This is a genomic window from Pseudoxanthomonas sp. SE1, from assembly GCF_029542205.1.
In the GTDB taxonomy this organism is placed as follows: Bacteria; Pseudomonadota; Gammaproteobacteria; order Xanthomonadales; family Xanthomonadaceae; genus Pseudoxanthomonas_A.
Window position 1 is genome coordinate 3,435,646 of sequence record NZ_CP113783.1, and the last position, 18,450, is coordinate 3,454,095.

The window sequence follows — 18,450 nt, forward strand, 5'->3', positions numbered from 1 at the left end:
GCCGGTGCGGTCAGGCCCCCTCACTGTGGATACAGCGGCGGCAGCGGTTCCTTCGTGGCCGCTGCGTCGGAAGACCGCCATCGCGGCCCACCACGGAAGGCTTCGCGCAACGCAAGCCGCGCCTTCGCGGGATCGCCGCCCGCCCAGCGGGCACGACGCAATGCCTCTACCGCGATCCGCTGCGTCGGTGCCGCAAGGCGTCGCTGCAGGTCGTCGAGATCGATGGCCGGTGGGCGTGCCATCCCGCACAGCACGAGTTCGATGTCGTCGAGGTCGCCAGCGTCCAACACACGCTTCAGATCTGCCGCCGTATGCGTGGCCGGTCCCACTGCCTCCTGTTCTGTTCCTGACGACCGCTCACGGACGCGCGTCGCCGCCGTGCCGCCCTGCCGCCGCGAAAGCCCCCACAGCAGGGTCAGCAACCAGAGCATGGCGAATCCCGCCGCCAGCCAGGGCCACACGCGGGCAGGCACGCGCCGCTCACCTGCCAGCGCAATGACGCCGTCGTCAGCAGCACCCTGCGATACGGGTGAACGGTCGCCGGGCGCCAAAGCGGTTGTCGATTGTCCGTCGCCGGCGACGACAGGCAACGAGAGGTCAGGCAGTGCCGCACGCTTGGCAGCGCCGGCACGCACATCCCACCAGGCCATCGCCACGCCGGGAATCGTCAACGTACCCACGGCGGAAGGCACGATGGAGTAGCGCCGCGTCAGCTTCACCTGTGGCGTGCCGCCATTGAACGTCTCGTCGTATTGCGGTGGTTCCGCGAACACCTGCGCACCCGGAATCGAAGGCACGGGCATGTCGGGCAGTTGGGCCTGCGTTGCGCCTGTAACGGTGGTCTCGATGGCGAGCGTGGCCGCTTCACCCGTGCGCAGTTGGTCCGGCACTGCGGTGTAGCGCAGGCGCAGGTCGCGCACCGGCAACCAGGGCTGGGGGGCGTTCACAGGCTGCGCGCGCACCTGCAGCGTGCGCGGTGCCCCGGTGATGTTCACCTCGCGACTGTTGCCACCAAGCAGGTCGTCCATCCAGCCACCTGCTCCACGGCCGCTGAAACGGGGACCCGGCAACGTCAACGCGCCGCTGCGCTCCGGCACCAGCAGGAAGCGGCGCTCGGCGGTGCTGTAACGCCGTCCGTCGATCTCGCGGCTGGACTGCACGATGTCGCCGACGCGCTGCAGCAACGCGCCATCCGGTGGATCCAGGTCGAGTTGGCCGGAGACCAATGGCGTGGCGTAGTAGAGCCGTACGGTGACACCCACCGACTGCTGCACGTAGGGGCTTGGATCGTCGATCTCGGTTTCCACGAATACGAGTCCGTTCGATGCCGCGCTGGCGGTCGGAGTCGCGGTGACCTCCAGCACCAGCGGCGCAGTACGCTCGCCGCCGACCTGCAACGCGGGGATCGCCAGCGTTCCCGCGCGCCGCGGACGCAGCGTCAGCGCGAATGTCGTGCTGCCGCGCACGCGCCCGTTCACCAGTCCCACGCTGCGGCTGTCGGATTGGCCCTCCACTTCAAAATCGCGCATCAGAGGGGTCAGGTCGGGCGTCGCGGACACCGCGTCGGTTTCCACGTTCAGCGTGACCGCCTGACCCAGCGTGACCGAAGGTTGCTCCAGCCATGCACGCGTAGCCGCCAGCAGCGAGAACGGCCATACCGACAGCACGCACAACAGGATCAATACCCGATGTTTCATCGCCCTTCCCTCTGCCGGCGTTCGTGTTCAAGCCGGAACTTCGCCTTCAGCAGCGAACCGGGCTCGTCCGGCACGCGTTTCAGCCAGGCATCGACGGCCTGCCGGCGTTCGCGCTGCTCCGCCGTTTCGGCCTGTACCGCAGGCTTGTTTTCCGTCGCACCCTTGGCGCCTTCGGGTTCGCGCGCCATCGCCGCGCGCATGCGTTCACGCTGTGCGGCATCGGCGGCCGCCTGCGTGGCGGCGTCCGGCGGGGACGATGGTGGCGGACCGCCGCGCGCTGGATCCGCATCGGGCGACGGCTTGCGCGCATCGCCCGATGCCGACGGGTCGGAAGGCTGCCCCGCAGGCGATGGCGATGCATTCTTCTGTGCCTCCGGATCGGGCTTGGCCTGGTCCTGCGACGCTCCGGATGCATTGCCGCCGTCGCCCTGCTGTCCCGGCTTGCCTTGCCCCTCTCCCGGCGACGGCGGGCGCTTGCGTGCTGCGTCCACGGCCGCGCGGTTAGCCAGTGCATCGGCCATGCCCGGCTGCGCGCGCAGCGCGCGGTCGTACGCCGCGATGGCATCGTCGTAACGCTGCTGCTTTGCCAGCGCGTTGCCGAGGTTGTACCAGCCTTCGGCAGTGTCGATGCCCGTGAACGCCTGTTCGGCGGTCGCAAAGTCGCCCTGCCGATACGCATCCACGCCCTCGGCGATGCGCGCATGTTCGGCCTGGTCCGCACGCTGCCACCACTCGATGCCAGCCGCATGCGCGGGCTGGGCGAGCGGGAGCCAGAGCGCGCCCGCCAGTACCAGCGCCGCGCCACGGCGGAACCACAGCAATGCGAGCAGCAGAATCGGAATCAGCAACCAGTAGCCTTCGTCACGCCACGCCTTGCCGCCACCGGGCATCGTCGTGCCCACGGTCTCCAGACCCGGCGATGCCACGCCGAGCGCAGCAAGATCGCCGTTGTCGGTCGTGGTCGACTCGTAACGTCCGCCGCCGGCTGCGGCCAAGGTGCGCAGCGATGAAGCGTCCAGCGCCGCATGGCCGATCGTCCCGTCGTTGCCGCGATACGCCGCGCCTGCGGCTGTGCCCAGCCCGAGCACCGAGACCACGTAGCCTTGCGCGCGCGTGGCGGCGGCGGCTTTCGCTGCGCCAGCGTCCGCGTGATCGGTGAGCACCAGGATGTCGCCGTTGCGGAAATCCGCCTGGGCCAACAGACGCGCCGCCCAGGCGATGCCGCGATCGGTGCGCTGCCCGTCCACCGGCATGATCTCCGGCGCCAGCTCATCGAGGTACAGCCGGATGTTGGCCGTGTCGTCGGTCATCGGCGCGACAGTGAATGCGTCGTCCGCGAAGGCGACCAATGCGACCGGACTGCCGGCGCGTGCGTCGAGCAGGCGCGCCAGCTTCGCCCGCGCCTGCAGCAGGCGCGAAGGCGGCAGGTCAGTCGTCGTGATGCGACTGGAAAGATCCAGCACCACCACCAGCGGACGCTGGGCTTGCCACAACGGTTGGTCGCCCTGTCGCCAGCTCGGCCCTGCGAGCGCGAGCACCGCGAGCGCGTACGCCAACGCGGCCACGATCATGCCCGCGCGCGCCGCGCCACCACCCCGCACCAGCAGATGCCGCAGCAGATGCGCGTCCACATGGCCCTGCCAGGCATTCAGGCGGTGCCGCTGCACGCGCCACCACCACGCCAGCAACGGCAGCGCGAGCAGGGCCCACAGCCAGTGCGGGCGCAGGAAATGCAGTGCGCTCCAGAAAGCACTCATGCGCGCCTCCGCGGCCACAGGAACGTCAGCAGCGCGAAACCCAGTGCCGCAGCCAAGGGCCAGTGATAGCGCTCGATGCGCGGCCGCACGGCCTTGCCCGCCTGCTGCACCGGTTCGAGGCGATCCAGTTCGGCGTAGATGCCGGCCAGTTCGTTGGTATCGCGCGCGCGGTAGAACCGTCCGCCGGTCTGCGCGGCGACATCGCGCAGGGTCGCCTCGTCGATGTCTTCCGGCGAACTGGCGGGCATCGGCAACGGAATGCCGAACAGGCTCATCGCACCGTCACTGCCGAACGCGATGGTGTGGATGCGCACGCGCTCCTCCTTCGCCAGTTCGGCTGCCTTCTGTGGCGTCAATACCCCGGCGGAGTTCACGCCATCGGTGAGCAGGATCAGCACCCGCTGGCCCTCCTCCTGCGTGCGCAGGCGACGCACGGCCAGCGCGATGGCATCCCCGATCGCGGTCTCCCGGCCGGCCAGGCCGGCCACGGCATCGCGCAACTGCTCGCGGACGGTCTGCAGGTCGCGCGTCAGCGGCGTCATCGCATAGGCGCGCTGACCGAATACCAGCAGGCCGACGCGATCGCCGTCCCGGCGGTCGAGGAAGTCGGCGAGCACGGCTTTCGCTGCGGTCAGGCGATCGACGACGGCACCGCCCAGTTCCATATCGGGCTCGGTCATGCTGCCGGACAGATCGACCGCCAGCATCAGGTCGCGCCCGCTCACCGGCGGCGTGACGGCATCGCCAAACTGTTGCGGACGCGCGGCGGCAGCGCAGAGCAGGAACCACACGAGCCACGCCAGCGCGGCGCCACGCCCCTGCATGCCGCGCCCGCCGTGTTGCGCGATGGCTTGCACCGAGCGGCCGTAGGGCACCCTCAGCGCGTCGGCCTGGGTACGGCGCGCGGGCAGCAGCCAGCGCACCAACCAGGGCAAGGGAAACGCCAGCCAGAACCATGGCCACGCGAAGCCCGCATAGCCATCCTGCAGGACCTGCAGCACGGGCAGTGACCCACTCATCGCGAACCCGCCATCAGTTCGAGGAAGCGCGCACGCGCGACGACGCGCGCTGCGGCCAATTCGGCCGCATCCACCTGTCGACGATATCCGCCATCCATCAGCAGTCGGCCGGGCCCTTGCGTGAACGCATGGCCATGCCCACCATCGAGGAACCGCAGCCACGCTTCGCCTTCCAGCCGGTCAGCGGATGCATCCCGCTGTCGCGCAGCACGGCGCAACAGTTCCGACATCGCGGCCACCTGTCCGGCAGGCGATGTTGCCTCGCTCGTCGCATCGAACCAGCGTTGCCATGCCTGGCGTCGTCGGTGGCGACGCAGTCGCCATGCCATCACGCCGACGATGAGCAGCAGGACGACAGTGATCAGCAACCACCAGCCGGGCGCCAGCGGCCACCACGATGGCGACGGCGGAACATGCACGTCGCGCAGCACCAGCGTCGCCAGGCTCATGCTCAGGCCACCTGCGGCTGCGCACGGCCCAGCGCGACCAGCCACGCATCGCTGTCCGCATCCGTGGACAAGGTGCGGACTTCCACGCCGCGCGCAGGCAGCCGATCGAGCGCGCGATCGAGGGGTTGCTGGAACTCGGCACGCCACGCCTCGCGTTGCGCGGGGCTGGCGAGATCGAGTTCCACGCGCTGGCTTCCAACGGAGAAAGGAAGGCGCTGGGTCGGTGGATCCGTCTCCAGCGGATCCGTCAACAAGAGCACGACCACATCATGATGCGCGGCCAGTGCCGGCCACCGCGTCTCCGGGATGGTGGCCAGGCTGTGGGGATCGGCGAGCACCAGCAGGCGCGACCCGGGGCGCAGCAGCCGTGCTGCGTGGTCGAGCGCGAACGCCAACCCCAGATCCTCCGGTGGTGGCGCCGTATACCAGCGCACCAGCGCATCGAGAACACGCAGTACCCCGCGGGTACCCGATGCGGGCGGAACAGGTGCTTCCGTCATGCTGCCACGCAGGATCGCCAGGCGATCGCCTTCACGCACGGCCTGCCACGCCGCCACCGCGCCGGCACGCGCGGCCTGCACCGACTTGAACCGCACGCGCGTACCGAAGTACAGCAATGGCGACGTGTCGGCGACCAGCAACGTCAGCCGTTCACGCTCAGCCTGGAACAGCTTGGTATGCGTGCGTCCGCTGCGCGCCGTCAACCGCCAATCGATGTGGCGGACATCATCGCCCGCCACGTATTCGCGGGATTCCGCGTACTCCATGCCGCGCCCGCGCAACGGCGAGGCGGACGGCCCGGTGACGGAATGCCGGCCGCGTCGCGCGGGTGGGCGCCGCTGGGCGCTCGCCCGCAAGGCGATCAGCTCGGTCAGGGTGGGTGCGATGCCTTCGCTCATGGGCATGCTGTGCGGACGTTCGCGCTGGCGCTCAGGGCAGCGGAACCACGTCGAGCAACGCCTTCACCAGACGATCGCCATCCCAGCCCTCGGCCGTGGCCTCGTAGCTGGGCAGCACGCGGTGGCGCAACACGTCGGGGGCGATGGCGCGGATGTCGTCGGGCGTCACGTAGTCGCGACCTGCCAGCCAGGCGCGCGCACGTGCGCAGCGCTCCAGGGCAATGGAACCGCGCGGGCTCGCCCCCCAGGCGATCCGCCGCGCCAGCGTCGCGTCGTAGCGCGCAGCGTCGCGCGAAGCGAGGACCAGCTCGATCAGATAGCGTTCCAGCGCCGGCGCGAGATGCAGGTCCAGCACCTGCGTGCGCGCACTGAAGACATCCTCCAACGGCATGCGCTCGACGGCCGCCGGGACGGACTGCATCTGTTCGCGGGCACGATCACGCGCCAGCCGCAGGATGTCGGCTTCCGCCGCCGCCTCGGGGTAGCCGATCTTCACGTGCATGAGGAACCGGTCCAGCTGCGCTTCCGGCAACGGGAAGGTGCCTTCCTGTTCGATCGGATTCTGCGTGGCCATCACCAGGAACAAGGCCGGCAATGGATACGTATGCCGGCCTACCGTCACCTGGCGTTCGCCCATCGCTTCCAGCAACGCCGACTGCACCTTGGCGGGAGCCCGGTTGATTTCATCGGCCAGCAACAACGGGTGGAACACCGGTCCGGGCTGGAATTCGAACCGGCCATCCTGCGGTCGCCAGACCTCGGTGCCGGTAAGGTCGGCAGGCAGCAGGTCCGGCGTGAACTGCACGCGTGCGAACTCCGCCTGCAGCCGCGACGCCAGCGCGCGGATCGCCGTGGTCTTCGCCAGCCCGGGCGCGCCTTCCACCAGAAGGTGGCCATCGGCCAGCAATGCGATCAGCAGCCGCTCGACCAGCGCGGACTGGCCGACGATGGTCCGGGAAAGGTCGTCGCGCAGCGCACTGAAGCGGTCAAACAGTGTTCGTGTGTTCAGTGGCGTGGAATCCATGGGCGCTCCGGAAGGCGTGGCGTGCCTGTGACCGCAGTTTGCCATGGCGGTTCCCGCGGGGAACGACGAATCCGAACCGGATTCAGCCCCAGGGTGAAGAAACGAAACGGGCCGCTGTCGCGGCCCGTTCGATGATGCACCTGGCGCTACACCTCAGCGCTTGGAGACCGACAGCACCTTCGGCGTGATGAAGATCAGCAGTTCGGCCTTTTCCTTGCTGCGTCCCTTCTTCTTGAACAGGTTGCCCAGGAAGGGGATGTCACCGAGGAAAGGCACCTTGGCCACACTGCTGCGATCGGCGAACTCGTACACGCCGCCAATCACGACGGTCTGACCATCATCGACCAGCACCGCGGTATTGATTTCACGCTTGTCGATGGTAGGCACGCTGCCATAGCCTTCCAGCGTGATGAACTCCGCCACTTCGTCCTTCTTGACATTCAGGTTCAGGAATACCCGGTTGTCATTGGTGATCGTGGGCATCACCTTCAGTTCCAGCAGGGCTTCCTTGAACTGCACGTTGGGCGTCGCAACACCGCCCTGGCCTGCGGTGATGGTGACGTAACCGACTTCCTTGCCCTGCCGGATGACGCCTTCGCGCTGGTTGGCGGTGACAATGCGCGGATTGGAGATCACTTCGCCACGACCTTCTTCCTGCATGGCGGAAAGTTCGAGGTCGATCGCGAAATTGCGGCCCAGCAGCGTATAGGCAAGCGCGCCCGCCGCAGCGTCAGTGAAGCCGTCAGCTGGCAGGTTGACATTCAGGCCACCCGGGGTGATCGGCTGGGTCGGGTTGCTGATGTTGCCGGCGTTGCCGCCCAGCGAACCGCCGATGCCCTGGCTGCGGTCCCCGATACGACGCCCCTGGATGCCGAAGCGGGCACCGAGGTCGCGCGCAAAGGTATCGCTGGCGATCACGATGCGGCCTTCGATCAGCACCTGGTCGACGGGCCGGTCGATCATCGAGATCAGCTCGCGCATCTGCGCGACCTTCTTCGGGATGTCGCTGATCATCAGCATGTTGGTGCGCTCGTCCGCAACCAGGCGTCCGCGCGGGGAGAGGAATCCGTTCTCCTGGTCCCGGCCACCACCACCGCCGCCACCGCCGCTGTTGTTCTGGTTGCCGATGCCCTTGGCCTCGGTCAGTGCCTTGAAGATCGCGGCGGCGCTGTGATAGTTGATCTGGACGTAGTCGGTGACCATGTCCTCGCGGTTCTCGATCGCGATGCGCGCGTCTTCCTTGTCCTGCTCGAACTTCGCCAGTTCGGGCTGCGGGGCGACCCAGACCACCGCACCATCGCGACGCTTGTCCAGGCCCTTGGCGCGCAGGACGATGTCCAGCGCCTGGTCCCACGGCACGTTGACCAGGCGCAACGTGACGTTGCCCTGCACCGTATCCGAGGCGACGATGTTGAGATTCGACTCTTCCGCGATCAACTGCAGCACGGTGCGTACCGGCACGTCCTGGAAGTTGAAGGTCACCGGGCGGCCACTGTAACGGCGGGCCTCGGTGGCCACCTTCTGCGCTGCCGCCACCACGGCGGAGGCGCTGGTGCCGGAAGTCGCATTTGCTCCGCCCATCGCCTTCTGTCCGGCGCGCGGCACGATCTCCACCACGTATTCGTTGCCCGACTGGTACGCCAGCGATTCGAAATCGCCGCGGGTGCTCAGCACCAGTTGCGTCCCGCCGCCCTTGCTCTGCGCTTCGACGCGCTGCACGGGCGTGGCGAAATCGACCACGTTGAGCGGACGCTGCAGCGAGGCGGGCAATGTCGCATTGCCGACACTCACCACCACACTGTCGCCCTGGTTGCGCAGGTCCGGAGCGGCGCCCTGCCCATCGAACTTGACGATCAACCGTCCCGAACCATCCTCACCGCGACGGAAGTCGATGTTCGACACCGAGACCGCAGACGCAGGCGTCGCGACGGTGGCGGGGGACGTGGCCGGTGGCGTTGGCGAGGCGGCGCCTGCGGCATTGGCCGCCGCAAGCAGGCCGATGGCCAGCCCAAGAGAGCAGACCCGGAAAGTAGCCAGGCGCCGGGACGGCCGCGGGCGGTGGGCATTCGTAGCGGTCATCGTGTATCCCCCAATCATTGATCTTCAAGCGCAATCGACGCCGGCCGTTCCAGCCATCCGCCTGCGCCATCCGGCACTAGTTCGACAAGTTCCAAGCCATCTTCGCGGACCGAGGTGACCCGGCCATCGCTCTGCCCCAGGTAGTTCCCCGGACGTACCCGGTAGGTGACCTTGTCGGGTCCCATCACCAGTGCCACCAGACCTGCCCCCTTGCCGAGCGTACCGACCATGTCCAGGCTGTCCAGCGGGTACTGCTCCAGTGTTTCCTTGCGCCGGTCAGGATCCGGCCGCAGCCCGCCCCCGTCGGTATTGCTCCAGGCGTTGCTGAAAGGATCCCGCAGCGTCTGTGCCGCGTATTCGAAGGTTTCGAACTGCTGCATCACCGGCAGCGGTTCAAGTGGCGGCGCGGGGCGTGCGCGCACGTCTTCCACCCAGGCGCGCAGGTTCGGCGCATCGCCCGGCGTACTGGTAATGCCGCGGGCGCAACCGGACGTCAGCACGACCGCGGCCAGGATCATAAAGTGCCAATTGCTGCGCATCATTGCTTCTCTCCCGACGCGGGCGCCTTGCCCTTGCCGCTCGCCTTGGCAGCTTCAGCCGCCGCAGCTTCCTGCTCCGCAACCTCGGTCTCGTCCAGGTAGCGATACGTCTTGACCGTGCCCGAAAGCTCCAGGGCGCCGCGATTGATGCCGCCCTTGCCTTCCTTCGGCTGCAGCGAGATGTCGTGCATGGTCAGGATCACCACCCGCGGCAGGGATGCAACGCCACTGACGAAGGCACCGAACTGGTGGTAGTTGCCCACCATGCGCAGCTGGATCGGCTTCTCGGCGTAGAACTCCTTCAGCGTTTCGGGCTCCGGCTGGAACAACTCGTTGGTCAGGCCGCTGGACAACGCGGTCTGCGAGATGTCGATGATCAGGTCGGGCATTTCCGTCTTGCTGGGCAGCTGGCGCAGCATCTGCTGGAGCACCTGCTCCATCTGGGCGAGCTGCTGCTTCAGGGGTTCGAGGTTGGCGGCCTTGGCCTGTTCCTTCTCGAAGTCCTGACGCAGGCGCACCTCTTCCTGCTCGAGCGAATCCAGTGTCTCCACCTTCCCCTTGACGAAGAGGAAGTAGGACAGGACCAGGATGAACACGGCGAGCACGGCACAGAATCCGATCTTGGCGTTCTGCGGCCACGCGCCGATGTTGTTGATGTCCAGGTTCTTGAGCGACGTCTTCTGGCTCATGTGTTGCTCCCGGAAGCCTGGGGCGAACTGCCTGCGGGCGCCGCCGGTGTCGGGGTGGTGGGCGCGGGTGTGGCGGGTGCGGGTGCGGGTGCGGGTGCGGGTGCGGGCGCCGAAGGCTGACCTTCCAGCGGCGCTGCCGGGACAGGCGTGGTGGCCGGGGCGTTCGGATCGGCGGGCGTGGTGCCGGCGGCGGCCGTTTCCGCTTCCTGTTCCGCCGTGGGATTCGCCAGCCGCACCTGGAGCGTGAACACGTAGGGCAGCGCGCTGCCTGCACCGGTGTTGGTCAGCGTTTTGACCTCTTCCGGCTTGGCTTCGATGATCGACAGCTCAGGCTTGGTCATCCAGCCGGAGGTTTCCAGGTTGCGCATGTAGGTACTGACACGGGCGTTGGATTGCGCGCGCCCCTGCAGCGTCAGCACTTCGCCTTCCTGCTTGATGTTGGCCAGCATCACGCCGTCCGGAATGGTCCGCACCAGCGAGTCGAACAGGTGCACCATCTGCGAACGGTTGGCCTGCAGTTTCTCGATCACGTCCTTGCGCGCCAGCAGGCGGCGCTTCTGCTCGTCGAGGCGCTCGATTTCCTTGTTCTGTGCCTGGACCTTGGCGATTTCATCCTTGAGGAAGTCGTTGCGCTCGGTCTGGCCGGACACCTGGCCGTCATAGTGGAACCACAGCAGGAAGGACAGCAGCAGGCCCGCGATCGCCGCTGCACCCAGCATCACGTAGAACTCGCGCTGTCGCTGGACGCGGCGTTCGGCACGCCACGGGAGTAGGTTGATTCTTGCCATCAGTCGAAGCTCCTCAAAGCCAGGCCGGTGGCGATCATCAGCGCGGGAGCGTCCTGTGCCAGCGCATGCGCCTGCACGCGCGGGCCGAGGGTCATCTGCGCCAGCGGGTTGGCGACCACGGTGGGCACGCCCAGTTGCTCTTCCACCATTTCCGGCAGGCCGGCCAGCGCGGCGCAGCCGCCCGCCAGGACGATCTGGTCGACGCGGTTGAATTCACTGCCCGCGTAGAAGAACTGCAGCAGGCGGCTGATCTGCTGGACCGTCGCCTCCTTGAAAGGCTCCAGCACTTCGACTTCATAGCTTTCCGGCAGACCGCCCTGGCGCTTGGCCAGACCGGCTTCTTCATACGTCAGTCCGTACCGCCGCATCACTTCGTCGGTCAGCTGCTTGCCGCCGAACACCTGTTCGCGGCTGTAGAGGCTGCGGCCACGGCGCAGGACGTTCAGCGTGGTCATCGTGGCGCCGATGTCGACCAGCGCCACCACGCCGTCCTGCGGGACGGGCAGATCGTTGGCCATCAGGGCGAAGGCGTTCTCCACCGCGAAGGCTTCCACGTCCATGACCTTGGCGGTCAGGCCGCCGAGTTCGAGTGCGGACTGCCGCAGCTCCACGTTCTCCGAGCGCGAAGCGGCCAGCAGCACCTGCACCATCTCCGGGTTGTTGGGCATGGGGCCCAGCACCTCGAAGTCGATGTTCACTTCCTCGATGGGATACGGGATGTAATTGACGGCCTCGAGCTCGACCTGGGCCTCCAGGTCGTTCTCGTCCAGGTCGGCAGGCATCGGGATGATCTTGGTGATCACCGCCGATCCGGCGACCGCGGCGGCGGCATGCTTGGCCTTGCTGCCGGCACGGTTCACCGCGCGACGGATGGCCTCGCCGACGGCTTCCACCTCGACGATGTTCTTCTCGACCACGGCATTGGGCGGCAGCGGCTCGACGGCGTAGTGCTCAACCCGGTAACGGTTGCCCACACGCGAGAGCTGCAGCAGCTTCACCGCAGTCGAACTGATATCGACGCCGATCAGCGACGACTGGCTTTTTGGGATTAGCCCCACGGTCTTTCCCCTTCCGACGGGCACTGGGCGCACGACACGCGCCGACATTAATAACCAAGTTTTTACTCTTGGCAACCGACGTTGACGTGGCTGTGCGGCTTGTCACGTTTCACGAGGGTTGTTCCCCAAGTCCCTGTTCCCCTTGGGATCACCTGTGGCGATCCCGGCGGTCATCTATACTCTGCCGTTACGAATTCTGCAATCGGAAAGCACTGGATGTCCCGTTTCCGTCGTCTTCTCCGTTGGACCCTCATCACGTTCCTGATACTTGCCCTCGCCGGCCTGGTCGGCCTGGGGGTCCTGTACTACACGGTTTCGTCCAAGGTCCCGGACGTCCAGTCCCTGCGGAGCGTGGAGCTGCAGGAACCCCTCTACATCTATGCCAGCGACGGCCGGCTGATGGGGCTCTACGGCGAAATCCGGCGCTATCCCGTCCAGATCGAGAAGGTCCCGGCCCGGGTCAAGCAGGCCTTCGTCGCAGCCGAGGACAGCAAGTTCTACGAACACAACGGCATCGACCCCACGGGTATCGCCCGCGCCGTCTGGCAGATCGTCAGCCGCAAGGAAGGCCGCGTGGCCGGCGGCAGTACCATCACCCAGCAGGTGGCCCGGCAGTGGTTCCTCAGCTCCGAGTACAGCTACACCCGCAAGCTGGTGGAGATGATGCTGGCCATCCGCATCGAGAAGATGCTGACCAAGGACGAGATCCTGGAGCTGTACCTCAACAAGAGCTTCTTCGGGAACCGCTCCTATGGCGTGGCCGCCGCCGCCGAGTATTACTACGGCAAGACGCTGGACCAGCTGACCCTGGCCGAGACCGCCACCCTGGTCAGTGCGCTGAAATTCCCCTCCAGCGGCAATCCGATCAGCAATCCCGGCCGCAACCAGCAGCGCAGCGCCTATGTCGTCGAGCGCATGCGCGAGGATGGTTACGTCAGCGCTGCCGATGCCGCCCAGGCCAAGGCCGAGCCCATGCACGCCAAACCGCATGAGCGCCCGATCGAGGTGCATGCGCCCTATGTGACCGAGATGGTGCGCCAGGAGATGATCGCGCGCTTCGGGCCCGAGGCGCTGACCAAGGGCTACCACGTGACCACCACGCTGGATGCCACGCTGCAGACCGCGGCCAACGACGCGGTACGCGACGGCCTGGGCCTGTACGACCACCGCCATGGCTGGAACGGGATTGAACAGCATTTCGACGTGGGCGCAGACGCGGATGCGACCGCACTGGCCGCGCACCTGCGGGGCGTGCCCGCGCAGAACGGCCTGGTCCCCGTGGTGGTGGCGCGTACCGCCGCTGACGGCAGTGCGACGGTGGTGATGGCGGATGGCAAGGAACTCATCCTGCCTGCCGCCGCCAGCAAATGGACCGGCCGCACGCCCGCAAAGCTGTTCAAGCGCGGCGACATGGCCCGCATCAAGGCGGGCAAGGAAGAAGGCACGTATGTGGTCGACCAGATCCCGCGCGCACAGGCCGCGCTGGTATCGCTGGACGCGAACAACGGCGCCCTGCGCGCGCTGGTCGGCGGCTACAGCTTCGCCGGCAACAAATTCAACCGCGCCACCCAGGCGCGACGCCAGCCGGGCTCCAGCTTCAAGCCGTTCGTGTATGCGGCGGCGTTCGAAAAGGGCTTCAACCCCGCATCGATCGTGCTGGACGCGCCCGTCGTCTTCCGCGACCGCCGTGGCCACATGTGGCGCCCGCAGAACGATGGCGGCGGCTTCCGCGGCCCGATGCGCCTGCGCGAAGCACTCGTGCAGTCGCGCAACCTGGTGTCGGTACGCCTGCTGGACGGCATGGGCGTGCCGTTCGCGCGCACCTATATCAGCCAGTTCGGTTTCGAGGAAGCCGAATTGCCGCCCAATCTGTCGATGTCGCTGGGTACCGCCTCGCTGACTCCGCTCTCCGTGGCTCGCGGGTATGCCGTGTTCGCCAATGGCGGTTCGCGGGTGACGCCGTGGTTCATCGATGAAGTGAAGGACCGCGAAGGCAACGTGGTGTTCAAGGAGAACCCCACCGTCGCCTGTCGCAGTTGCGGCCAGGGTCAGCACGGCAGCAGTACACCGGCCAGCCAGGTGGTGGACGGCTTCAACTTCGGTCCTGCCGATGCCGCCAAGCCCGTCGCTGCCGCCAGTCCACAGAAGCCCAGGGAAGAAGAAAAGCCCGCCGACCCGAATGCCCTCACCGCGCCGCGCGCCATCGACGAGCGCACCGCGTACCAGCTGGTGTCGATGATGCGCGATGTGGTCCAGCGTGGCACTGGCACCGCTGCCAAGGTACTGGGACGCGAGGACGTGGGCGGCAAGACCGGGTCCACCAACGACCACCGGGATGCGTGGTTCGGCGGGTTCGGCGGCACGTACGCCACCGTGGTCTGGGTGGGTCGCGACAACTTCCAGTCGTTGGGCTATCGCGAGTACGGCGGCAAGGCCGCCCTGCCGATCTGGATCGACTACATGCGCGCGGCCCTCAAGGACAAGCCGGTCGCGCTCAACGATCCGCCCGACGGCATGGTGCAGGCCACGTTGAACGGTGTGACCGAATGGGTGAAGGTCGAAGACATGGATCGCATCCAGGACTACGACCTGTACGGCCCCGAAGACGCGGTGCCGGACGAGGAAGCGTTCGACATCTTCTGACGGCCCGCCGGATCGATGAAGACCGCATGACGGCGCCGAGGCGCCGTCATGGACAGGTCGGGCGCATGGTGTACATTCGCGGTCAGTTTCGACGCGGAGGCTCTCCATGCACCACGCCCGTCAGCACGCCGAAACACGCACCCGCGAACGCCGCCAGCGGCTCGCCCACGAGGCCGCCCGGCTGATGGCCGAAGGCGGCATCCGCGACTTCCACCAGGCCAAACTCAAGGCGGCCAACCGGCTCGGCATCCACGATGACGCGTCGTTGCCCCGCAACCGCGAGATCGAGGACGCGCTGCGCGAGTACCAGCGCCTGTTCGTCGGCGAGGCGCATGCGGTGGGCCTGCGGCAACGCCGTGAAGCCGCGCTGCGCGCTATGGAATTCCTGGCGGGATTCTCGCCACGCCTGGTGGGCCCGGTGCTGGAAGGCACGGCCGATGCGAACACGCCCGTCCACCTGCACGTCCACAGCGACGACCCGGATGCCGTCACCCGCTTCCTCGAAGAGCATCGCATTCCGGCGGAACCGCGCGAACGCCGTCTGCGCATCGACCGGGAACGCGTGGCGGACCTGCCGGTGTGGGTATTCAGCGCCGAGGAGCTGGGTTTCGACCTGACCGTCCTGCCGCACGACGCATTGCGCCAGGCGCCCCTCTCCAGCGTGGACGAGAGGCCGATGAAACGGGCCTCCGCCACCCAGTTGCGGCAGTTGCTTGCCAACGAGGAGATCGCCAGCTACGAATCCAGCACGCCCCAACGCTGAGCCGGCAAAGCGCAACGCCGTGCAAGACGCCGCCACCTGACCGGCGTCCACTTCCCGCATCGCAGGCCCGCAACTTGCTGGGGCGGCATCGTCGGGAGAAGGAAGCATGCGCTACCGCGTCTTCGGCAACACCGGCCTGCGCGTTTCCGCGCTGGCGCTGGGCACCGGCAATTTCGGGAAAGGCTGGGGCTACGGCAGCGACCGCGACGAAGCCGCGGGCATCTACGCCCGCTATCGCGACGCCGGCGGCAATTTCATCGATACCGCCGACCAGTACCAGTTCGGCCAGTCCGAAGAGATGGTCGGCGAGTTCATTGGCGGAGATCGCGACGCCGTGGTGCTCGCCACCAAGTTTTCGCTGGGTGCGCGTGCCGACGCCGGGCTGCAGGACACAGGCAATAGTCGCAAGGCAATGATCCAGTCGGTCGAGGGCAGCCTGCGTCGCCTGAAGACCGACCGCATCGACCTGCTGTGGGTCCACATGCCGGACGGCCACACGCCGATCGAGGAGATCGCGCGCGGGCTGGATGCGTTGGTACGGGCCGGCAAGATCGTCTACGCGGGGTTGTCCGACTTCCCCGCCTGGCGCGTGGCCACCGCCGCGACGCTCGCCGAGTTGCGCGGCTGGGCGCCCATCTCTGCGGTGCAGATCGAATACAGCCTGGTCGAACGGACCGTGGAGCGCGAGTTGCTCCCGATGGCCCGCGCCTTCGGCCTGGGCACCGTGGGCTGGTCGCCGCTCGGCGGCGGACTGCTGACAGGCAAATACCGCAAGGGTGAAACCGGACGCGCACAGGGCCTCGGCGTGGTGATCCACGGCGAGAGCGACGCCCGCAAGACGGCGACGGTCGATGCGGTGCTGGCCGTCGCGGAAGAAACCGGACTTCCGCCTGGCCAGATCGCCATCGCATGGGTGATGGGCCGCGGCGTGTTGCCCATCATCGGGCCCCGCACGCCGGAACAGCTGGCGGACAATCTGTCGGCAACCACGATCACGCTGAGCCCCGCGCAGCGCGCACGCCTGGACGAAGCCAGCGCTATCCGGGCGGGCTTCCCGCATGACATCGTCGCCGTCAGCGCCCCACGCCTGCGAGGCGGCAAGCTGGCGCTGCTGGACCTGCCGGAGGTGCCGGTGCGCTGACCCGGGGGGGGCCGCGCCGGGCGCGCAAAGAAAAAGGCCCCTCGCGGGGCCCTCTTCGTTGCATGGCGGGAAGCCTCAGCGCTTGTCGGGCGACACGTAATCGCGCGGCGCGTAGCCGGTGTAGATCTGGCGCGGACGGCCGATCTTCGCTTCCGGATCGACCTGCTGTTCCAGCCAGTGCGACACCCAGCCGGCGGTGCGGCCGATGGCGAACATGACGGTGAACATTTCGGTGGGGATCTTCAGCGCCTTGTAGATGATGCCGCTGTAGAAATCGACATTGGGATACAGCTTGCGCTGGATGAAGTACTCGTCCTTCAGCGCCGCCTCTTCCAGCCTCATCGCCACTTCCAGCAGCGGATCGTCCACGCCCAGTTCGCCCAGCACCTTGTGGGTCATCTCGCGGATGATCTTGGCGCGCGGATCGAAGTTCTTGTACACCCGGTGGCCGAAGCCCATCAGGCGGAAACCCGATTCCTTGTCCTTGGCCTTGTCGACGGCGGACGCGACGTTCTTCGCATCGCCGATTTCCTCCAGCATCTTCAGCACGGCCTCGTTGGCCCCGCCATGCGCGGGGCCCCACAGCGCGGTGATGCCGGCGGCAACCGAGGCGTACGGATTCGCACCGGTCGAACCGACCAGGCGCACGGTCGAGGTGGAGGCATTCTGCTCGTGGTCGGCGTGCAGGATGAACAGCAGGTCCAGCGCCTTGGCGACCACGGGATTGAGTTCCAGCGGCTCGCTCGGCACTTCGAACATCATGTGCAGGAAGCGGTCGACGTACTCGAGGTTGTTGCGCGGATAGCGGATCGGCCAGCCGATCGAATAGCGATAGGCCGCGGCAGCCAGGGTCGGCATCTTCGCCAGCAGGCGGATGGCGGCCAGGCGGCGCTGCTCGGGATCTTCCAGGTCCAGCGTGTCGTGGTAGAACGCCGACAGCGAGGCGACCGTGCCGGCCAGCATGGCCATCGGGTGCGCGTCGTAGTGGAAGCCGTGCAGGAAGTTCTTCAGCGACTCATGCATCATCGTGTGATGCGTGACTTCGTGCTCGAAGCCGGCGAACTCTTCCTTGGTCGGCAGTTCGCCGTTCATCAGCAGGTACGACACTTCCAGGAAGCTGGAATGCTGCGCCAGTTGCTCGATGGGGTAGCCGCGGTAAAGCAGCACGCCATTGTCGCCATCGATGTAGGTGATGGCCGATTTGCAACTGGCGGTGGCGGTGAATCCGGAGTCGTAGGTGAAAAGACCCGTTTCCTTGGTCAGCTTGGAAATGTTGACGCAGTCGTTGCCAAGCGTGGGTTTCAGGACTGGCAGGACGACGGATTTGTCGCCGGCATTCAGCGTGACCTGGTCAAGTTCGGACACAGTGTGCGCTCCTTCGTGGGGTAACGCCGGCCGGTAGCCGGGCGGCGCGGGACGGGAGTCCAGGGAGTGAACCTTGGATGACCCGAATTATCGCACAGCGGGTTTGGAGCCGTCGCTCGATACAGCACCAGCGTCAGACCAAAGAATGAGGCCGCTCGCGCAACCGTGCGTTCCGTTGCGACGCATGATCTGGGACGCGCAAACGCGAACGGCCGCGCACTAGGCGCGGCCGCAGGCGGATCAGGCAAACGACGGTTCGATCAGCGCGCGTAGCGCTTCTGGAACTTGTCGATGCGGCCGCTGGTGTCGATGACCTTGTGCTTGCCCGTGTAGAACGGGTGCGAAGCCGAGGAGATTTCGACCTTGATCAGCGGGTAGTCGTTGCCGTCTTCCCACTTCGTCGTTTCCTTGCTGCCCAGCGTGGAGCGAGTCAGGAACTTGAAATCGGAGGTCACGTCGTGGAAGACGACTTCGCGGTAATTGGGATGGATGTCGGCCTTCATGGCGGGCACACCGTGTCGCGGGAATGGAAGAGCGGCA

Annotated in this window: 16 protein-coding genes; 3 read left to right on the forward strand and 13 right to left on the reverse strand. The window is 67.0% G+C overall.

Annotation, left to right across the window (positions count from 1 at the left end; all coding sequences use genetic code 11):
• Positions 1-20 precede the first annotated feature (20 nt).
• The 11 genes from OY559_RS16235 to OY559_RS16285 form a co-directional block, all read right to left on the reverse strand.
• Positions 21-1,697, reverse strand: coding sequence for a BatD family protein (locus OY559_RS16235; protein WP_277727280.1), 1,677 nt, complete (start codon positions 1,695-1,697; stop codon positions 21-23).
• Complete coding sequence (locus OY559_RS16240) at positions 1,694-3,454, reverse strand: tetratricopeptide repeat protein (protein WP_277727281.1); 1,761 nt, start codon at positions 3,452-3,454, stop codon at positions 1,694-1,696. The genes OY559_RS16235 and OY559_RS16240 overlap by 4 nt, the downstream gene beginning before the upstream one ends.
• Positions 3,451-4,473, reverse strand: coding sequence for a vWA domain-containing protein (locus tag OY559_RS16245; protein WP_277727282.1), 1,023 nt, complete (start codon positions 4,471-4,473; stop codon positions 3,451-3,453). Before OY559_RS16245 ends, OY559_RS16240 begins: the two co-directional genes overlap by 4 nt.
• Positions 4,470-4,922, reverse strand: a complete 453-nt coding sequence (locus OY559_RS16250; RefSeq protein WP_277727283.1) for a DUF4381 domain-containing protein — start codon at positions 4,920-4,922, stop codon at positions 4,470-4,472. Before OY559_RS16250 ends, OY559_RS16245 begins: the two co-directional genes overlap by 4 nt.
• Before the next feature lie 2 nt (positions 4,923-4,924).
• Positions 4,925-5,827 carry a DUF58 domain-containing protein gene (locus OY559_RS16255; RefSeq protein ID WP_277727284.1) on the reverse strand — a complete coding sequence of 301 codons (903 nt, stop codon included), beginning with the start codon at positions 5,825-5,827 and terminating at the stop codon, positions 4,925-4,927.
• Between the two features lie 25 nt (positions 5,828-5,852).
• Positions 5,853-6,845 carry an AAA family ATPase gene (locus OY559_RS16260; protein ID WP_277727285.1) on the reverse strand — a complete coding sequence of 331 codons (993 nt, stop codon included), beginning with the start codon at positions 6,843-6,845 and terminating at the stop codon, positions 5,853-5,855.
• A 153-nt stretch (positions 6,846-6,998) separates the two neighbouring features.
• On the reverse strand, positions 6,999-8,924 hold the full coding sequence (locus OY559_RS16265; RefSeq protein ID WP_277727286.1) for a type IV pilus secretin PilQ: 1,926 nt from the start codon (positions 8,922-8,924) through the stop codon (positions 6,999-7,001).
• A 14-nt stretch (positions 8,925-8,938) separates the two neighbouring features.
• The gene (locus OY559_RS16270; RefSeq protein ID WP_277730034.1) at positions 8,939-9,463 is read right to left on the reverse strand and encodes a pilus assembly protein PilP; all 525 of its coding nucleotides are present in this window, start codon (positions 9,461-9,463) and stop codon (positions 8,939-8,941) included.
• Complete coding sequence (pilO, locus tag OY559_RS16275) at positions 9,463-10,152, reverse strand: type IV pilus inner membrane component PilO (protein ID WP_277727287.1); 690 nt, start codon at positions 10,150-10,152, stop codon at positions 9,463-9,465. The genes OY559_RS16270 and pilO overlap by 1 nt, the downstream gene beginning before the upstream one ends.
• A complete protein-coding gene (locus tag OY559_RS16280; RefSeq protein ID WP_277727288.1) occupies positions 10,149-10,940 on the reverse strand; it encodes a PilN domain-containing protein in 792 nt (263 codons plus the stop codon). Before OY559_RS16280 ends, pilO begins: the two co-directional genes overlap by 4 nt.
• Complete coding sequence (locus OY559_RS16285) at positions 10,940-11,998, reverse strand: pilus assembly protein PilM (protein ID WP_142125624.1); 1,059 nt, start codon at positions 11,996-11,998, stop codon at positions 10,940-10,942. Before OY559_RS16285 ends, OY559_RS16280 begins: the two co-directional genes overlap by 1 nt.
• Positions 11,999-12,214: 216 nt before the next feature.
• On the opposite strand from OY559_RS16285, the gene OY559_RS16290 reads away from it, so the two are divergent.
• The 3 genes from OY559_RS16290 (at position 12,215) to OY559_RS16300 (ending at position 16,545) form a co-directional block, all read left to right on the forward strand.
• Positions 12,215-14,641, forward strand: a complete 2,427-nt coding sequence (locus OY559_RS16290) for a penicillin-binding protein 1A (protein ID WP_277727290.1) — start codon at positions 12,215-12,217, stop codon at positions 14,639-14,641.
• Positions 14,642-14,747: 106 nt separating this feature from the next.
• The gene (locus tag OY559_RS16295; protein ID WP_277727291.1) at positions 14,748-15,404 is read left to right on the forward strand and encodes a hypothetical protein; all 657 of its coding nucleotides are present in this window, start codon (positions 14,748-14,750) and stop codon (positions 15,402-15,404) included.
• 106 nt (positions 15,405-15,510) lie between these two features.
• Positions 15,511-16,545: an aldo/keto reductase gene (locus OY559_RS16300; RefSeq protein ID WP_277727292.1), complete on the forward strand. Its 1,035-nt coding sequence runs from the start codon at positions 15,511-15,513 to the stop codon at positions 16,543-16,545.
• Positions 16,546-16,620: 75 nt separating this feature from the next.
• Here the strand turns inward: OY559_RS16300 and OY559_RS16305 are convergent, their stop codons facing one another.
• Both OY559_RS16305 and OY559_RS16310 read right to left on the reverse strand, forming a co-directional pair.
• A complete protein-coding gene (locus OY559_RS16305) occupies positions 16,621-17,910 on the reverse strand; it encodes a citrate synthase (protein ID WP_277727293.1) in 1,290 nt (429 codons plus the stop codon).
• Positions 17,911-18,170: 260 nt separating this feature from the next.
• The gene (locus tag OY559_RS16310; protein ID WP_055940095.1) at positions 18,171-18,413 is read right to left on the reverse strand and encodes a type B 50S ribosomal protein L31; all 243 of its coding nucleotides are present in this window, start codon (positions 18,411-18,413) and stop codon (positions 18,171-18,173) included.
• Positions 18,414-18,450: the final 37 nt, after the last annotated feature.

Bases quoted from the DNA above. Each gene is read 5' to 3' on its own strand.
- OY559_RS16235 (WP_277727280.1), bottom strand. From the start codon at position 1,697: ATGAAACATCGGGTATTGATCCTGTTGTGCGTGCTGTCGGTATGGCCG.
- OY559_RS16240 (WP_277727281.1), bottom strand. From the start codon at position 3,454: ATGAGTGCTTTCTGGAGCGCACTGCATTTCCTGCGCCCGCACTGGCTG.
- OY559_RS16245 (WP_277727282.1), bottom strand. From the start codon at position 4,473: ATGAGTGGGTCACTGCCCGTGCTGCAGGTCCTGCAGGATGGCTATGCG.
- OY559_RS16250 (WP_277727283.1), bottom strand. From the start codon at position 4,922: ATGAGCCTGGCGACGCTGGTGCTGCGCGACGTGCATGTTCCGCCGTCG.
- OY559_RS16255 (WP_277727284.1), bottom strand. From the start codon at position 5,827: ATGCCCATGAGCGAAGGCATCGCACCCACCCTGACCGAGCTGATCGCC.
- OY559_RS16260 (WP_277727285.1), bottom strand. From the start codon at position 6,845: ATGGATTCCACGCCACTGAACACACGAACACTGTTTGACCGCTTCAGT.
- OY559_RS16265 (WP_277727286.1), bottom strand. From the start codon at position 8,924: ATGACCGCTACGAATGCCCACCGCCCGCGGCCGTCCCGGCGCCTGGCT.
- OY559_RS16270 (WP_277730034.1), bottom strand. From the start codon at position 9,463: ATGCGCAGCAATTGGCACTTTATGATCCTGGCCGCGGTCGTGCTGACG.
- pilO (WP_277727287.1), bottom strand. From the start codon at position 10,152: ATGAGCCAGAAGACGTCGCTCAAGAACCTGGACATCAACAACATCGGC.
- OY559_RS16280 (WP_277727288.1), bottom strand. From the start codon at position 10,940: ATGGCAAGAATCAACCTACTCCCGTGGCGTGCCGAACGCCGCGTCCAG.
- OY559_RS16290 (WP_277727290.1), top strand. From the start codon at position 12,215: ATGTCCCGTTTCCGTCGTCTTCTCCGTTGGACCCTCATCACGTTCCTG.
- OY559_RS16295 (WP_277727291.1), top strand. From the start codon at position 14,748: ATGCACCACGCCCGTCAGCACGCCGAAACACGCACCCGCGAACGCCGC.
- OY559_RS16300 (WP_277727292.1), top strand. From the start codon at position 15,511: ATGCGCTACCGCGTCTTCGGCAACACCGGCCTGCGCGTTTCCGCGCTG.
- OY559_RS16310 (WP_055940095.1), bottom strand. From the start codon at position 18,413: ATGAAGGCCGACATCCATCCCAATTACCGCGAAGTCGTCTTCCACGAC.